The organism is Prochlorococcus sp. MIT 1341 (assembly GCF_034092415.1).
GTDB lineage: Bacteria > Cyanobacteriota > Cyanobacteriia > PCC-6307 > Cyanobiaceae > AG-363-P08.
In genome coordinates this window covers 23,742-41,434 of the sequence record NZ_CP139304.1, presented here as the reverse complement: position 1 = coordinate 41,434, position 17,693 = coordinate 23,742, and the positions used below count along the sequence as shown (strand labels likewise).

The following is a 17,693-nucleotide window of genomic DNA, read 5'->3' as shown; positions in this document are numbered from 1 at the left end:
GATGGAGCGCCCTCGCGTTCTATCCGGTGTACAACCCACTGGATCACTTCATCTTGGCAATTGGCTAGGCGCCATAAGAAATTGGACTGCACTGCAAGAAAACCATGAAACATTCTTCTGCGTAGTTGATCTTCATGCAATAACGACCCCACATGATCCCAAAAGACTTGCTGAAAACACCCTCTCAACAGCAGCTCTCTATGTAGCGTGCGGTATTGACCCTTCTAAATGCACGATCTTTGTCCAAAGCCATATCAGCGCTCATAGTGAGCTCTGCTGGCTACTGAATTGTGTTACTCCTTTGAACTGGTTAGAAAGAATGATCCAGTTCAAAGAAAAGTCTATTAAGCAAGGAGAAAATGTATCTGTAGGGCTTCTTGATTACCCAGTTCTAATGGCTTCTGACATTCTCCTTTATGACGCAGATTTTGTACCTGTTGGAGAAGATCAAAAACAACATCTTGAGCTAGCAAGAGACATCGCCCAACAACGCATCAATGCAAGATTTGGAAGCAATAAGGAAAACAACATCCTTAAGGTTCCTAAACCCTTGATCCTAAAAATGGGATCACGAATCATGAGTCTTAGTGATGGTCAAAGAAAAATGAGTAAAAGCGATGAAAATGAAAGCAGTAGAATTAATCTTCTAGATCCACCTGAGTTAGTCCGCAAAAAAATTAAACGTGCCAAAACAGATCCCCACATGGGTCTCGAATTTGGTAATCCGGAGCGCCCCGAAGCAGAGAATTTACTAGGTATCTATGCAATTCTTACAAATAAAACTCAAGATCTGGCACAAAAAGAATGTTCGGAAATGGGTTGGGGGAAATTCAAACCCCTTCTTACTGACGCGACTATCTCTGCACTAGAGCCAATCCAAGAAAAGTATAAAAAACTAAGAGAGAACCCAGAAGATTTATACCTTATCCTGAATAAAGGTAAAAACAAAGCTGAAGAAACCGCTCAAAATACACTTTATCGAGTTCGCAAAGCTCTAGGGTTCTTATCACCCTAAGCCAACCCACTAATCAATAACTTAAATAATCAGCCATGCCACTAATTACCCTGCCTGATGGAAGTCAGAAGAAGTTCAATGATCCAGTTACTACTATGGAAGTTGCTGAAAGCATTGGGGCAGGACTTGCTAAAGCTGCAGTTGCGGGAAAAGTTAATGGTAATTTAATCGATACCTGCATCCCAATTAAAGATGATGCTGTAGTCAATATAATTACATCTAGGGATCAGGAAGGAATAGAAACAATAAGACACTCTTGTGCTCATCTTGTTGGCCACGCAGTCAAACAATTATATCCAACAGCAAAAATGGCAATAGGCCCAGTAATAAAAGATGGATTTTATTATGATATCGCCTACAAAAAGGCATTTACTCCTGATGATTTAATCTCCATCCAAGAAAGGATGGAAGAGCTAATAAAACTAAATTATGAAATTATCGTAAAAGTAGTGACAAAAGAACAAGCGCTAAGAACCTTTAAAGAAAGGGACGAAAATTATAAAATAGATATAGTAAATGAAATCCCTAGAGATGAGGAAATAAAGCTCTATTATCATCAAGAGTATGTTGATATGTGCAGAGGACCACATGTCCCCAATACAAGACATCTTAAACACTTCAAATTAATGAAGGTCTCTGGAGCTTACTGGAGAGGGGATTCTAAAAATGAAATGCTACAGCGAATCTATGGAACAGCATGGTCATCAACTAAGGAACTAAGAAAACACTTGGAAATGATAGAAGAGGCCGAAAAGAGAGACCATCGAAAAATAGCCAAGCAGATGTCCCTATTTCATACTCAAGAGGAGTCTCCAGGAATGATATTTTGGCACCCTAAAGGCTGGAGTATATATCAAACTCTAGAAACATATATAAGAAATGAATTGCAAGCTAATGGCTACGAAGAGATAAAAACACCTCAAGCAGTTGATAGGACTCTATGGGAGAAATCTGGTCATTGGGACAAATTCAAAGATGAAATGTTTACAACAACATCAGAGAATAGAGAGTATGCAATAAAGCCAATGAACTGTCCTTGCCACATACAAGTCTTCAATAGAAATCTTAAGAGCTATAGAGATCTCCCACTAAGGTTGTCCGAGTTTGGTTCATGCCACAGAAACGAACCATCTGGAGCATTGCATGGGTTAATGAGAGTCAGAAATTTTGTACAAGACGATGCACATATCTTTTGCACAGAATTACAAATTCAAGAAGAAGTATCTAATTTTATTGATCTAGTATTTAAAGTCTACAAGGCCTTTGGCTTTGATTCAATACTCATAAAATTATCTACAAGACCTGATAAACGAGTTGGCAGTGAGCAGATTTGGGATAAATCTGAAAAAGCCCTCTCAGATGCTCTTGAAGCAAAAGGTCTTAACTGGGAGCTCCTCCCAGGCGAAGGAGCTTTTTATGGGCCTAAAATTGAATTTTCTCTAAGAGATTGCCTTGGAAGAGTATGGCAATGTGGGACTATCCAAGTAGATTTTTCCATGCCAGAAAGGCTAGGTGCAACTTATATTGCAGAAGACAATAGTAGGAAGAACCCTGTAATGTTACATAGAGCAATCCTGGGCTCATTTGAAAGATTTATAGGAATTTTAATTGAACATTATGCAGGCAGGTTCCCCGTCTGGCTAGCACCTATACAAATAATGATAATGTCAATTACAGATAGGAATTCTAAGTATTGCCAAAAACTGCTTAGCAAGCTGAAGAATTCTGGCTACAGAGTAAACATTGATTTACGCAATGAGAAAATAGGTTTTAAAATTAGAGAGCATACATTACAAAAAATACCATTCCTATTGATCATTGGAGACGAGGAAGAAAACAAAAATCTAATAGCAGTAAGGACTTTAGGAGGCGAAGATTTAGGTGGAATGAAACTAGAAAACTTCAGAAAGTTAATGGACAAAGAAATTTCAAGACTGGGAAATATCAAAACAAATTAACAGTAGATCTACTCCAAAGTGTCCGAAAAGAAATTCCAAAGAAAATACATAGAGACCAATTAGATATTGATTTTCTAAAACGTTTTAGCTAACTTGCAAGCATGAATAAAAAGTTAAACCTTCTGGCTGGTGACATTGGAGGGACAAAAATACTTCTTGCCATATATGAATGGGACATTGTCCCTATTCAAAAATATAGGAAGAAGTATTTTTCTTCTGACTGGTCTTCACTGGAGGAAGTTATTTCTCACTTTGTGCAGAATATACCTCCTGAGATTACGAAGCCCAGTCATGGTTGCCTTGCAGTGGCAGGGCGATTAGAAGGGGAATCAGTAAAAATAACAAACCTTCCATGGAAATTAGACTTAGAAGAAATATGCAAGACTTCTGAAGTTGATGATATTGAGATAATAAATGATTTTGAAGTTCTAGTTTATGGCCTAGATTTCCTAAACCAAGATCAAATAATTGAAATTCAGTCTAATAAAAAGCAAAGGCTTTCCAAAGGTGTTTTTACAATTGTTGGGGCAGGCACAGGACTAGGAATAGCGAGAGGTTTAAGAACAAATGAGGGAGTAATAGCTCTTCCTAGTGAAGGTGGGCATGTCGAGTTTGCCCCTCGTAATCAAGAGGAATGGGAATTATCTAAATGGATAAAAGAAGACCTTAACATAGATCGTCTGTCCGTTGAGCGAATAGTTAGTGGAACTGGTTTAGGAAATATTGCCAAGTGGATTCTCACTAAAAAAGCCAATGTTTCACACCCACTTCATGAGGTTGCAACAATCTGGAATTCCGAGAAATCTCATATTAATAGCCAATCAGATCTACCTTCTCTTGCCTCACATGCTGCCAAAAAAGGTGATCCCTTGATGAAAAAGGCCCTAAGGATATGGCTAAGTGCCTATGGATCAGCTGTAGGCGATATTGCCTTACACGAACTTTGCTACTCGGGCCTTTGGCTGAGTGGTGGCACTACTCCCAAGCAAATAGATGGGCTTAGATCTAAAACTTTTCTAGAAGCGCTTCGCAATAAAGGACGTTTCACTGAGTTTTTGAAGGGTATCCCTGTCACAGCCTTGATCGATCAAGAATTAGGACTCTTTAGTGCCGCATGTAAAGCCCACAAAATGGCTTATCAAAGTGGGAGGATGGGCTGAAAGATAAACGAGAATGGCGCAACCGCGCATTGGTCAAAAAGTTTTAGTGGACGTTCCGTCTACTACAGCCAACCTTGGGCCAGGTTTTGACTGCCTAGGCGCAGCTCTCGATCTCAACAATCGCTTTGAGATGCAAAGGGTCGAAGGGGATGGCGAAAGGTTTGAACTAATTATTGAAGGTAGCGAAGGAAGTCATCTCCGAGGAGGCCCTGAGAACCTTGTTTATAAATCCGCGCAAAGAGTCTGGAAAACAGCGAGGCAAGAGCCTTTTGGGTTACAAGCTCGTGTAAGGCTCGCTGTCCCGCCAGCAAGAGGATTAGGAAGCAGTGCAACAGCAATAGTTGCTGGTCTTGTTGGTGCTAATGCACTAATAGGGAACCCATTGAAGAAAGAAAAACTATTAGAACTGGCAATAGATATCGAGGGACATCCTGACAATGTCGTTCCATCCCTACTGGGCGGACTATGCATCACCGCAAAGGCGTTTTCTGATAGGTGGAGAGTTGTTCGATGCGAATGGTCGAATTCAGTAAAAGCCGTGGTTGCGATTCCTTCAATTCGTTTAAGCACTAGCGAAGCAAGACGAGCAATGCCAAAAACAATTCCAATTGAGGACTCAGTAGTAAATCTTGGTGCGTTAACTCTTCTTCTACAGGGACTGAGGACCGGCAATGGGGACTTAATTGCAGATGGAATGCATGACAGGCTTCATGAACCATACAGATGGAGGCTAATCAAAGGAGGATTAGCTGTTAGGGAAGCCGCAATAGAATCAGGGGCTTGGGGCTGTGTAATAAGTGGCGCAGGACCAAGTCTTCTTGCTCTATGCCCAGAAAGTGCCGGACGAACAGTAAGTCAGGCTATGGTTAAGGCATGGGAAGCTGCTGGTGTAGCCAGCAGGGCTCCTGTTCTTAGCCTCCAGACAACAGGAAGCCACTGGCAGCCATACACAACTGGGTAAAATTACCCAGCAAAGGACCAGGAGCTGATAAATTCATCTAGTCTCACTTGCCACCATGGACGCCAATCTGCCCATATCGGCTGCGTCCCAAGCAACCATTCCATGGCTTTCGCTCATCGTGCTGCTACCAGCAGCTGGGGCGCTTTTAATGCAAATTTTGCCGGGGGATGAAAAAAACTCTTCCGAATCACCAAGAAACCTTGCAATCTCGATACTTTTTGCAGATTTCTTATTGATACTTTTCGTCTTTACAAAATATTTTAATAGGCAAGATGGAGGTCTTCAATTAGTTGAACGTTTTAGTTGGATTCAGCCAATTGGTCTTGAATGGTCTCTTGGAGTTGATGGGATTTCAGCTCCTCTAGTAATACTTAGTGGAGTGATTACACTTCTCTCTGCTGCTGCGAGCTGGGAGATAAAAAGCAAATCTAAGCTCTATTTCTCGTTGTTGCTAATTCAGGCGTCTGCACAAGCTCTAGTATTCCTATCACAGGATTTTCTGCTGTTTTTTCTTTCATGGGAATTAGAGCTCGTCCCTGTTTACCTATTAATTGCTATCTGGGGAGGTTCTAGACGTCTATATGCAGCAACTAAGTTTATTCTTTATACAGCATTAGCCTCATTGCTAATACTTATTAGCGGCCTTGCACTAGCCTTTTCAGGCTCAACATTTACTCTTAACTTGAGTGAATTAACTGAACTTTCTCCAAATGGAAGTTTTGGCTTACTTTGCTACTTAGGATTCTTGATTGGCTTTGGAGTAAAACTTCCGATCTTCCCATTACACACCTGGTTACCAGACGCACATGGAGAAGCTAATGCTCCGGTCTCAATGCTCTTAGCAGGAGTCCTGCTGAAAATGGGTGGATATGCTCTTATAAGATTTAATGTTCAAATGCTTCCTCAAATACATATCCAATTAGCTCCTGCTCTAATTGTTATTGGGATAGTAAATATTATCTATGGCGCCCTAAATGCGTTTGCACAAGACAATGTAAAACGCCGTATTGCATGCAGCTCAGTAAGTCATATGGGTTTTGTACTCCTAGGAATTGGGGCAATTAATGCACTTGGAATAAGTGGAGCAATGCTTCAAATGATAAGCCATGGATTGATTGCTGCCGCTATGTTTTTTATAACAGGAACGTTCTACCAAAGGACAAAAACACTTTCAATACCAAATATGGGTGGAGTAGCGAAAGCCCTTCCGATCACATTTGCCTTTTTCTTAACTAGCTCACTAGCGTCGCTTGCCTTGCCAGGCATGAGCGGGTTCATAAGTGAAATCACTGTATTTCTAGGGATAACAAGTCAAGAGCTTTTTACTTCAACTTTTAGGTCTCTCGCAATATTCATTGCAGCTATAGGTCTTGTCTTAACACCAATTTATCTATTATCAATGTGTCGCAGAGTATTCTTTGGTCCAAGAATACCAGCATTAGCATTGATTGATGATATGAACATTAGAGAGTTATTAATTGGACTTAGCCTTGTAATTCCTACTCTTATGATTGGCTTCTGGCCCCGCATTGCAATTGACCTGTATAAAGCTTCTACAAATGTCTTGTCAGACAAATTACTTAGTAGCAGCCTCATAGCTCTTTCTCAAAGCCTACATATTGCCTAAAAATGTCTAAAAAAGATTCTCCTGAAAAGCTACAAAAAGTTCTAGTAGGCCATGGCATACCAAACTACCAATACATAACACCCGAAACTATTGAAAAAGAGCTACCTATACTACTTAAAGAATTTCATAAAGACCTAACGAAAATAGAAAATAATTTCCGCAAGCTCTTAGAAATTAATAACAAGTTAACTTGGGAAGAGATAATGAATCCAATCTATCAGCTTTCAGAAAGAATTAAATGGACATGGGGAGTTATCTCCCATCTTAATGGTGTCTCAAATACAAAAGAGCTAAGGAAAGTTTTTTCAGAACAACAGCCTGAGGTAGTTCGCCTCTTAAACCGTCTTGGTCAAAGCAAGGTAATATACAATGCCCTTACTAAACTAAATAATAAAAATAACAAATTTCTAGACAAGGTACAAAGAAGAATTCTTGAATCTGAGCTTTTATCAATGAAACATCGTGGAGTTGGACTAGAAGGCAAAACTCAGTCGGAATTCAACTCAGCTACAGAAAGGCTTGCTGAATTAAGTACCAACTTCAGCAACAATCTTCTCGATGCAACTCAACAATGGAGCCTAGTGCTTACAAAAAAGTCCGACGTTGATGGATTGCCAAAGCGTATCCTTGAGGCACTAGCTAAAGAGGCAAAAGATGCAGGTGATCTTTACGAGCAAAAACAATCTCCGACATATGAAACTGGTCCCTGGCGATTAAAACTTGACATCCCTAGCTATATACCATTCATTACTCATGCTAAAAAAAGGTCGCTAAGAGAAATTGTCTATAAGGCATATGTACAAAGAGCTAGCCAAGGAAAGAAGAACAACAACCCACTTATCGAAGAAATCCTTACCTTAAGAAAACAACAAGCCAAACTTTTAGGTTATAAAAGCTGGGCAGAACTAAGCCTTTCCAACAAAATGGCTAAGAATGTAGATGCTGTAGAAAAATTATTGGATGAATTGCGGTTGGCTGCTTTACCAGCTGCAAAGAAGGAACTTGATAATTTATCTAGCTATGCCCAAAAAAGTAGTGATACTAACATCTCCGAAATAGCACCTTGGGATGTGAGTTTTTGGTCAGAGCAACTGCGGCAAAAAAAATTCAACTTGAACCATGAAAAACTACGCCCATGGTTCCCTCTTCCAAAAGTCCTTGATGGATTATTTAATTTATGCAATCGACTGTTTGATATTTCAATAGTTCCAGACAATTCAAATGTTCCCAAGTGGCATTCTGATGTTTGTTTTTATAAGGTACTTGACCTTGAAGGTAAGGATTTAGCAGCTTTCTATTTAGATCCGTATAGCAGGCCAGCCAGCAAAAGAGGAGGCGCATGGATGGATGAGTGCTTATCTCGAGGCATGTCTAATCAAGGAAAGCCAACGCTTCCGATCGCCTACTTAATTTGCAATCAGACCCCACCAGTTGGGTCTTCTCCGAGCCTAATGAGTTTTGAAGAAGTCGAAACTTTATTTCACGAATTTGGTCATGGACTCCAACATATGCTCACTACGATCAACTATCCACAAGCGGCTGGCATAAATAATGTGGAGTGGGATGCAGTTGAACTTCCTAGCCAGTTCATGGAAAACTGGTGTCTTGATCGACAAACTCTTCTAGGGATGGCTCGACACTGGCAAACCGACGAGCCTCTTCCAGAAGAAGAGTTTAGGAAACTACGCCAAAGTCGCAATTTCAATTCAGGATTGTCAACATTGCGTCAAATTCATTTTGCACTTACTGACCTTAGACTCCACAATATTTGGGGGCCAGAATTAGGGGTCAAACCAGATCAATTACGTCGTGTAATAGCAAAGAATACAACTGTAATTCCACCAATTAAAGAAGATCAGTTCCTCTGTTCATTTGGACACATCTTTGCAGGAGGTTATGCAGCAGGCTATTACTCTTATAAATGGGCAGAGGTTCTAAGTGCAGATGCTTTTGCAGCCTTTGAAGAATCTGACTTAAATAATGAAGAAGAAATCAAATTAAAAGGAACCCTTTTTAAAGAAACAATCTTAAGCCTTGGAGGAAGCATGTCTCCTTCAGATATCTTTAGAAAGTTTCGAGGAAGGCCCCCTAGCACTGAAGCACTTATTAGACATTCTGGACTGAAAAAGCATGGATAAATCACTCTCAAGTACCTTTAATAAATTAATAATTTTTTGCAGTTAAATTAATCTTTATAGTAACAATTTCTAGTTCTCTCTATAGAGACATTTCCATGGAAACCATACAAAGGAGGAGAACATTTAGTAAGCCTTACTCTCATAGGCAAATAACCATATAAATCCTCTAACTTAGTGAGAATTAGATCACTAAAATGCTCAATTGTGAAACACGTCAAGTCAAAGGAAAGTTGCTGAAGAGCTTTAATTGCAAGGCTATAGTCGGCAGTAGCCTCAATATCATCATCTTTTGCAGCGAGATCAAGGTTCAACTTTAAGCTAAAGTCCAAAGAAAACCATTGCCCATCTCTTTGCTCCTCTTCCAATAGGCCAACATGTGCCCATAGGTTCACATCGCAAACATGGATGACTCCATTAAGAAGATGACTTTTCACAATGGCAAATCAATATGAGAAAAAGACTTTTCTCCAGAGTTAAATTCTTCAGCAATATGACCATCTCCTCGTAGCCTATAGCGATAAGTAACGAGTCCCTCAAGCCCAACAGGGCCTCTAGGTGGCAAGGTCTGAGTACTAATACCAACCTCAGCCCCAAATCCATAGCGAAATCCATCAGCAAATCTAGTGGAACAATTGTGATAGACCCCTGAACTATCAACTGCGCGCAGAAAGAATTCAGCATTTTGCTCATTACTAGTAACTATGGCCTCTGTATGCCTTGACCCGAAACGGTGAATGTGGTCTATCGCCTCATCAATATTAGACACTATCTTTATAGAGAGAATAAGGTCCAAATATTCCTTACTCCAATCGCTTTCATCAGCTAATTCCTGCACTCCTAATTTCTGACTAGAAAGATCCCCGAGCAAACGAACTCCTAACTTATTAAAAATAGGAATAGCAAGAGTAAGAAACTGTTCCGCAATATCATGATGAACAAGTAAAGTTTCTATTGCGTTACAAGCAGCAGGATATTGCGTCTTACTATCGATCGAAATTCTTAATGCCTTTTGAAGGTCAGCCTCTGAATCAATATATAAATGACAAATCCCATCAGCATGTCCCAAAACAGGAATTCTAGTATTGTCCTGAATAAATTGGACCAATTGATTACTGCCTCTAGGAATTATTAAATCAAGGAAGCCATCAAGCTTAAGCATTGAAAGACTTTCTTTTCTGGTGGTTAAAAGAGCTAAAGAATCTGATTCTACTTCTGAAGAATGCAAACCTTCTTTTAATGCTTTCATAATAGCTTCATTTGTAAGCAAGGCCTCACTTCCTCCCTTCAACAAAGCTCCGTTTCCTGAACGAATAGCAAGTGAGGCTATCTGTATAACTGCATCAGGACGAGCCTCAAAAATCACTCCAAGCACTCCCAAAGGGACCGTCACACGATCCAAAACAAGATTTTCATCAAGCTCTCGATGAACCTGACGTATCCCTAAGGGATCAGGCAAATCAGCCACCTGCAACATTCCTGCAATAGCCCCTTTAAGTTTTACCTCATCCAGTTTTAATCGAGCTATCAAAGCATCTGCCAATCCATCTTGCTTAGCAGTCTTTAAATCTTTTTCGTTAGCTACCACTATTTTAGATTTATTAACTTCTAAGGAAGCTGCCATCGCCTCAATAGCCGACTTCCTTTGATTATCATCTTTCTGGCCTAACGACATTGCGCTTCGACGAACACCAGCTGCTAGTTCAAGCAAGTCATTTGAGGGCTCAGGAACTTGAAGAGATTTCGTCATGGAATTAAAAATTAGACCTCATCTCGTCTTTGTAGCCAATTAACTAGAAGAATGGGAAATAGATTCAAAAACGAAAGAACAATTGCAACTGGCTTTGCCATGCTCCTTCCTTATCTAAAGAACCAGCTAACCCAAGATTTGGTGTCACCTGGTAAGAAAGTGTGCCCTGGGGAGGAATATCCTTTCGATTGGGTGTTGCAAGTACAGAAAAGTTGAATCTTTCAGTAATATCGATCCCTATTTCTGTTACCCAGGCTTGTTCTGGTGGGGCCTCAACTGGCGTATCCTCTTGAGAAGTAGCTTTGACATCACCAGCTTCTTCGTTGTCTTCAGCATTAACATAAGTTGGATACAGAGATAATTGCAATCGATCACTAAATGAATCAGAAATAGTTCCCAAGACAGGAGAGAGGAGTGACCTCCCAAGTACACTCGCAATCATTTCATTATCACCTCCTCCAGTTAGTCCTGCCAAAGTATTACCCCCAATCAACCCTAATAGTTGTGCCCTAGGCATAGGAGGAGAGCTCCTTAATTGAATGTTCTCAGCGATGCGATCAGCAGGGCCAGTAGCTTGAACCATAACTCTTACAAGACGAAAGCCCCCAACCCCAAAGGGACCTGTACCATTTTTCGCAAAAACATTAGAAGACTGAAAGTTATTACTTTCACTCACACTTTCCGCGACCCTACTAGTCAAAGAGACATCAACATAAGGAATTAGTCCTAAAGATGGAGTAAATACAGCAACATTTGCCGCTTTTCTATCAAGGTTAAAAGTCGTAGTAAATAGATTCACACGTCCGCTTAGCAATTTCACAACACCTCTAGGCTGCAAAGAAGGCCCTAAAGAACCATTCAAGGTCAAGAAGCCTTCTGTACCAAAATTAGCAAGTGGTTGAGATAATATTCGAAGGTCAGAGCCTAAACGTAAGCGTAGATTATCAAAACTTAAAGACTCTACATTTGGAATACTTGAACGCAACATTTTACTAGCATTAGGCTCAACATCGCGTCCAAGAAGAACCAAAGGCTTTTCAAAATCCCATTTCTGTTCTTCCAATAGCCTCGAAGAGTAAATATTTTGTTCAGAAGTTTTCTCGAGTTCTTGTTTATCATCTACATTGGCATTAACTGTCTTACCAACTAAGCCTGATTTCCCTGGTGATATAGATCCTTTTTGAATAGTTAATTGACCGCCAAATGTCGGTTTAAGGAGTGATCGTGTTAAAACTATATTTCCTGAGATCTCTACATCTGCAACAGGTAATCTAAGCCTAGTTTGATCAATATTAAGTTCTAAAGGCTGTCGCTCAATAGAAGGTTTAATTAATGCTATAGCACCCTTGCCTGAGACAATACCATTAGTCCCTATTTTTGCCTGAAGGTCCTGAAACTCTAATCGATTGAAATCAAATATCATAGAGGTATTTACATCAGTGATCAATTGATCGTTGTATACGAAATCGGCATTCTCTATAACTAAATATCCATTAGCATTTGGATTGTTAAAAGTTCCCGTAATCAAAAGTTTTAAATGAGAATCCCCTGAGTTCCAAAAAGCAGACCCATTACTTAAGCTAGCAAGAAAATTAAGACCATCACCATGGCTTTCTAATCTTAGATTCATCGGTAAAGATGCATTTATCGGCACCTTACCTATTAAATTAATCGGCTCAGAAGAAGAAGAACTTCGCAATGATATATCTAGGTCTAAAATCGATTTAGAGAAGCCTAGTTTGCCCCGTTCAATAACAAGGTAATTAGAGCCAAGTTTTGCTTGTTCAAGCATCAAATCAGCAGAAAGCTCTAAGTCCTCTTTTTTCCTGCGATATGTTCCGGATAGCCCTAACCCTCCATTTAAGCCACTTGGGATAGGAGCAACTAAAGACAATAGTGAAAAAGGAATATTTAGCAGAGAAAATGTTCCCTCTCCTCCTTCCAACGGTCCATTTAATTTAGCCACAAAAGGCTTTACATCATTCAAAGAACTTTCACCTTGACCATCAGCCCACACATTTCCTTCAATCTTGAGAGCAAGACTTAATTTTGATAAATTAGGTCCTTTCAAATCAAAATCTGCATCCAATTTACCCCTAAGATCTTGGGGGTTAAGAATCTTTTTCTTGCTTGATTCATCTGCTTTCCTCAAGAAATCTTTTGAAGCTAAAACTCCTTTTAATTGATCATTAACAGAACTTCCAAATGATTTTGTTATAAAAGTTCCTAGATCTTTTGCATCCCCATTGGAAGGGGTTGTCCTTAGGCTGATTTTCGGTAACTGGAGGGCGCTAACAGTAAGCCAACGCGCACTTACACCTCGAGCCTTTGCCTTGGCATGCAGCCTTCCACCTAAACGTCCTGATGCATTAATTACTACCTCGCCAATATCGGGGGGAAGCATACTTCCCTGGAGTGAGTAATAGTTATCAACAACACTTCCTTCCAAGGAAGCTTCGCGAAGATCCAAACCCATAGTTCTTGGGGAACTAAGTCGAACCTTCCCTTCTACTGATTTCTTTTGAAGATTAAAGATACCATCCCCAGTTAACTCTCCAAAAATCCTTTCATAACGTTTTTGAGGTGGTAAAGCGAACTCTACACCATCTAATTTCAACCGATCAGCTTTCCAGCTATAACTTCCATCTTCTGCATCACGTATTAAGGAAAAAGATCCATCAGAGCGTCTAGCAATGACGTTTCTTAACCTCAATTGGGGCGTAAAAGTAGCCGATAATTTCGCAGGGATTACATCTCCAACAGGAGTCATATGGAGCGAACTACCTTTACTGTTTTCAGAAAGAAATTTGCCCCTCCAATCCTCTTGAAGACGAATAGAACTAACTTCAGGATTCTCCAGTCGAAGAGAAATATCTGGTTCTAGAGACCTGAGTGGACCATTAATTCGACCCCGAGTAGTAAGCGTGCCACCAATTGGAACACCAATTACTTGGCCAACACGAGCCAAAGGCAAACTCTTCAAATCTAAAACAGCTTCTAGCTCACCAATTTCTAAACCTTCTCTCCTGACAGCTATAGGCAAAACAGCTTTAAGCTTCTGATCATCATTGCCAAAGTAGTTAACTCGTAACAAGCCAGATCCACCTCCAAATCTTTTTGGGGAAGATTCAAAAAGAAAATCCCCTCCAAAAGAACCTATCAATGGTCCATATTGCCAATTACTCTTTGGAAAATTAACGCGGTCTTTTGCACAATTAAGACTAGTTTTAGGAGAAGAAACTGGCTGCTTAAGATTAAAGGTTTTGATCTTAAATCCGTCAAGATTCAACTCGCCAAGGCAATTAAGTCTTCCATTCTTAATATGAAATCCGAAGTCCCCATCAAGTCTCCCCTTAGTAGTAAGAGGAATAGCACTAAATAACTCTTGCAAAGATTCAAGGTCAACATCCTTCAAGCGTGTATTTGCATGGAAGTCATATTTGTCCCAGCTTCCCTGACCTTGCAAAAACAAACTTCCACTATCCGGAAATTTCAACCTCACCATGCCACCGACTCTTCTTATCCCAAAATGAACCTGACCTTTCGCACTCGCTAGTAGTGTTAAAGCTGAAGGTTCCAAGTGTACTTTGACCGGATCAAGAAAACTGAAACGAAAATCAAATCTTGGAGAAGAATCCCCGTTTAAATTGCCAGGTACCCAATAAGAGCCATTTTTATTACGACGAAATCTAAAATCCGCTCCATTCAACTTAATCTCAACAACCGGTCGCCAATGAAGAAAACTAGCTAACGGCGCAAATCCAATTTTTCCTCCTAAAAACTTTGCCGATGATTCATCAAGGGGTCCTGAAAAAATCTCTGTTTGCCCAATTGCCAATCCCCAAAGCCTTAGTCCACGGTATGGACCAATTTTTATGGGGTGGCCTAAAGGTTTTGAAAGTTGCTTCTCAAGATCTGGGCGAAGACGATCAACAATTAAAGAAACTAACCTGTCTGTTACTACAAAAGAACCTCCTCCCACTGTAAGTAGGGAAGTCAAAGCTCCTAGGAGCTTCCACCGCTTCTTGGCAAAGGATCTAAACCTTACTCCCATGACTTCGCTTTAATCTTTCAGGGAGTTAGCTGAACTATAAAGACTCAATCCCATCTTCACCAGCCCATGTCTCTTCTCGAGCTTCTTCAAACATCCACCAAATGGCTTCTTTGGGCCTCACTTGCACTGAGCCTTTTGACATTGATCTCATTTTTGGTCAAATGGAAGCAAAGCTTTCGCTTAGTAGGAGTCTTAGCATTTACGCTGCTTTTAGCTGGCAGTTCATGGGCCTTTGGTATTAGCTATACGCCTCCAGTAGTAATAGAAGGCGCGTTACACCCCCCGATTGTCTTCGACAATGGAGACAATCTTGTTGTAGCACAAGCTAACAACGATTTTCCAGAAGAATCAATTGAACCAACATTGCTGCAATTAGCTGAAAACCTTCGAGGAGGAGGGCGAAATGGCGCCCCTGTTCATATACGTATTAGACAAGTGTTATCAAATGGTGAAGGGATCAGCCAACCTAAAATCCTCGGAGAAGTGATTCGGGATCTCAAGCAAAACACGACAATCAATGTTCCTTTAAAGGTAGATGAAGAGATTTCCTTAAACTCTGATGAAGAAACTTCCTTAAACTCTGATGAAGAAACTTCCTTAAACTCTGATGAAGAAACTTCCTTAAACTCTGATGAAGAAACTTCCTTAAACTCTGATGAAGAAACTTCCTTAAACTCTGATGAAAACTAAAGATAGCTTAACGTTCTTATCTAAAAACTTCAAAAAAGAAATCAATACTCTTCGAGCTGCGGGAACAAGAACCTGGCTAGAGCTAAAAGCTCTAAGGGATTCAGAAATAAGCCTATTAACAAGAAAGGGCAATTTATCTAGTAGAAACTTGAAAAAAATCCGTGGCATAGCAAAACTTGTCTGCGAACTAAGCATTGAGCCTCATGAAGCTGCCCTTCTAATGCACTCAGGGCTTTCATCGGCCGCAGCCCTGACCAACACAACCCCACAAGAAGTTGTTAAAAAAACTGGACGGCTTCAACGTCAACTTAAAAGTGACTTTCAAAACTCAATTGATCTTGTTAAAGCAAATGAATGGATTCAACGTGCAAAAGGCATAAAAATAGCCAACTGACCTAACATCAGATCATCATGCGTTGTTCTTACATTCAAATATGTTTATTTCGCAAAGTGGGATCTCAATTAAATACTTGGTCCCAATCATAATGATTGGATTAAGCAACATCTCAACGGCTAAGGCTCAGTCAAGTCTTCTAGAAAGTGTAAAGGGCAATCCTCAAGAAGCAATTGCACTTTGCAAGGAATTTAAAGCTCTAAACGAAAAAGGAATATCTGCTAGCTCTAACATTGCAATAAGTGAAGTGGCCCGCAAACGAAATCTAAATCCAATAGATGCAGAGATTCTTTCAACGTATGTTATTGGATTGAACTGCCCTGATGTTCGCTAAACGAAGTTTTCAACCTGGCTCAATAGTCTGGCGAGACATATCTTTAACCCTTAAAGATGGGGTAAGTTTAATTTCCAGATGTTGGCACCCTAAAGAAGGTGGTCCATGGCCGGCATTACTAATGCGTCAACCCTATGGGAAATCTATAGCATCAACTATTACTTATGCTCATCCAGAATGGTGGGCTAGCCATGGTTATTTAGTAATCGTCCAAGATGTTCGTGGGCAAGGTGATTCAGGTGGAGAATTTAATGGTTTTTGCCAAGAGGAATCAGACACAACCGAAACGCATTCTTGGGTAAGGTCTTTGTCAGAGTGCAACGGAAAAATAGGAACCTACGGTTTTTCATATCAAGGTTTTACCCAACTATTAGCAAATCCAGGAACTCCTCCTCCAGATTGTCTTGCTCCAGCAATGACAGGTTTAGACGAATGCTCTCACTGGAGCTGTGATGGGGGTGCTTATTGGTGGCATATTGGAATTGCCTGGGGAATTCAATTAGCCGCTTTAAAAGCAAAAAGAGACAAAAAAGAGTCGGATTGGCTCGACATGAGGGAAGCCCTTACAAGTGGAAGTTATTTACAGCATGGCGAACAAATACTTAAAACATACGACCCAAAAGGGATGGCTATTAAATGGCTTACGCAGAGCTCCGAAAAGATCAACATTTCACAAAAGCATAAACCATTAAAAACATGGTTAAAAAAGCCAATGTTTTTAATTGGGGGTTGGTGGGACCCTCATCTCAGAGGAATTTTTGATTTATACAATCTTTCAAAAAATTCTGGTGGAAATCCTGAAATTCATATAGGTCCTGCCACTCACCTCGAATGGTGGCAGGGGACAAATCAATTACAACTTGAATTCTTTAACAAACACCTAAAAAAAGATGGAGATACACCGAATCATAAGTCTCTAATAAAACTTTGGAACATAACTACCGAACGATGGGAAACGCCTAAAGATTTAAGCAAGCCCTCCAAGCCTTTAGGTTCTGTATGGAGCCTTTCTAGTGATGGGCTTGCTTGTGCAAGCGAAGAAGAGGGAGCCCTCCTAACAGCGGCAAAAGGAAGTGGAGGAGTGACCTTAGTCCACGATCCGTGGCGCCCAGTACCAGCCGTAGGAGGCCATCTATCTGAAGAGCCTGGTTTGGTTGACAGACGAAAGATTGACTTAAGGATGGATGTAGCCAAGTTCACAAGCAAGGTGCTAACCAAAACCCTTCACTTAGAAGGTGTACCGTCTCTGAGAATCAAAGCACATTCTGACCAGAAAGGTTTCGACCTATGTATAGCTCTTTCAGCAGTGGATAAAAAAAAGGAGAAAGTAATGCAGCTTTCAACTGGATTTTTAAGAGTCATTGGATCAAAAGCTTTAGAAGAATCATTTCATCAAATCCTTCTTCAACCATTGAGAGCAGACTTGTTAACTGGGCAAAATCTAAGGTTGTCTATTGCTCCTTCTTCCTGGCCAGCCATTGGAGTGAACAATGGAAGCACTAACGAGACTTTCGGTGCACCAAGGCCATCATCCAATACAATTACTCTTAGCCTTAACCTTGAAGGCTCAGAGCTACTATTTTTACCATTCATATTCTAAATGAATTTGGAGATG

Annotated in this window: 13 protein-coding genes; 10 read left to right on the top strand and 3 right to left on the bottom strand. The window is 40.3% G+C overall.

Going from position 1 to position 17,693, the window contains the following annotated elements; all coding sequences use genetic code 11:
* Position 1: 1 nt before the first annotated feature.
* The 6 genes from trpS (at position 2) to SOI84_RS00160 (ending at position 8,859) form a co-directional block, all read left to right on the top strand.
* On the top strand, positions 2 to 1,015 hold the full coding sequence (gene trpS, locus SOI84_RS00185; RefSeq protein ID WP_320674403.1) for a tryptophan--tRNA ligase: 1,014 nt from the start codon (positions 2 to 4) through the stop codon (positions 1,013 to 1,015).
* Between the two features lie 35 nt (positions 1,016 to 1,050).
* Positions 1,051 to 2,973 carry a threonine--tRNA ligase gene (gene thrS / locus SOI84_RS00180; protein ID WP_320674402.1) on the top strand — a complete coding sequence of 641 codons (1,923 nt, stop codon included), beginning with the start codon at positions 1,051 to 1,053 and terminating at the stop codon, positions 2,971 to 2,973.
* Between the two features lie 101 nt (positions 2,974 to 3,074).
* Positions 3,075 to 4,133: a glucokinase gene (locus SOI84_RS00175; protein ID WP_320674401.1), complete on the top strand. Its 1,059-nt coding sequence runs from the start codon at positions 3,075 to 3,077 to the stop codon at positions 4,131 to 4,133.
* 13 nt (positions 4,134 to 4,146) lie between these two features.
* Positions 4,147 to 5,094, top strand: coding sequence for a homoserine kinase (gene thrB, locus SOI84_RS00170; RefSeq protein ID WP_320674400.1), 948 nt, complete (start codon positions 4,147 to 4,149; stop codon positions 5,092 to 5,094).
* A 55-nt stretch (positions 5,095 to 5,149) separates the two neighbouring features.
* Complete coding sequence (locus SOI84_RS00165; protein ID WP_320674398.1) at positions 5,150 to 6,721, top strand: NAD(P)H-quinone oxidoreductase subunit 4; 1,572 nt, start codon at positions 5,150 to 5,152, stop codon at positions 6,719 to 6,721.
* A gap of 2 nt (positions 6,722 to 6,723) precedes the next feature.
* Positions 6,724 to 8,859 (top strand): M3 family metallopeptidase, encoded by a 2,136-nt coding sequence (locus SOI84_RS00160; protein ID WP_320674397.1) that lies wholly within the window; start codon positions 6,724 to 6,726, stop codon positions 8,857 to 8,859.
* A 47-nt stretch (positions 8,860 to 8,906) separates the two neighbouring features.
* On the opposite strand, the gene SOI84_RS00155 is transcribed toward SOI84_RS00160, so the two are convergent.
* The 3 genes from SOI84_RS00155 to SOI84_RS00145 form a co-directional block, all read right to left on the bottom strand.
* Positions 8,907 to 9,293, bottom strand: coding sequence for a dihydroneopterin aldolase (locus tag SOI84_RS00155; protein WP_320674396.1), 387 nt, complete (start codon positions 9,291 to 9,293; stop codon positions 8,907 to 8,909).
* On the bottom strand, positions 9,290 to 10,606 hold the full coding sequence (locus SOI84_RS00150; RefSeq protein ID WP_320674395.1) for a glutamate-5-semialdehyde dehydrogenase: 1,317 nt from the start codon (positions 10,604 to 10,606) through the stop codon (positions 9,290 to 9,292). Before SOI84_RS00150 ends, SOI84_RS00155 begins: the two co-directional genes overlap by 4 nt.
* A gap of 64 nt (positions 10,607 to 10,670) precedes the next feature.
* Positions 10,671 to 14,660 (bottom strand): translocation/assembly module TamB domain-containing protein, encoded by a 3,990-nt coding sequence (locus tag SOI84_RS00145; protein ID WP_320674394.1) that lies wholly within the window; start codon positions 14,658 to 14,660, stop codon positions 10,671 to 10,673.
* A gap of 66 nt (positions 14,661 to 14,726) precedes the next feature.
* Here SOI84_RS00145 and SOI84_RS00140 point away from each other — a divergent pair, with 66 nt between their 5' ends.
* The 4 genes from SOI84_RS00140 (at position 14,727) to SOI84_RS00125 (ending at position 17,678) form a co-directional block, all read left to right on the top strand.
* Positions 14,727 to 15,350 (top strand): Ycf51 family protein, encoded by a 624-nt coding sequence (locus SOI84_RS00140; RefSeq protein WP_320674393.1) that lies wholly within the window; start codon positions 14,727 to 14,729, stop codon positions 15,348 to 15,350.
* Positions 15,340 to 15,744, top strand: coding sequence for a DUF4332 domain-containing protein (locus SOI84_RS00135; RefSeq protein WP_320674392.1), 405 nt, complete (start codon positions 15,340 to 15,342; stop codon positions 15,742 to 15,744). Before SOI84_RS00140 ends, SOI84_RS00135 begins: the two co-directional genes overlap by 11 nt.
* A gap of 91 nt (positions 15,745 to 15,835) precedes the next feature.
* Positions 15,836 to 16,078 carry a hypothetical protein gene (locus SOI84_RS00130; protein WP_320675468.1) on the top strand — a complete coding sequence of 81 codons (243 nt, stop codon included), beginning with the start codon at positions 15,836 to 15,838 and terminating at the stop codon, positions 16,076 to 16,078.
* Positions 16,068 to 17,678 carry a CocE/NonD family hydrolase gene (locus tag SOI84_RS00125; RefSeq protein ID WP_320674391.1) on the top strand — a complete coding sequence of 537 codons (1,611 nt, stop codon included), beginning with the start codon at positions 16,068 to 16,070 and terminating at the stop codon, positions 17,676 to 17,678. Before SOI84_RS00130 ends, SOI84_RS00125 begins: the two co-directional genes overlap by 11 nt.
* Positions 17,679 to 17,693: the final 15 nt, after the last annotated feature.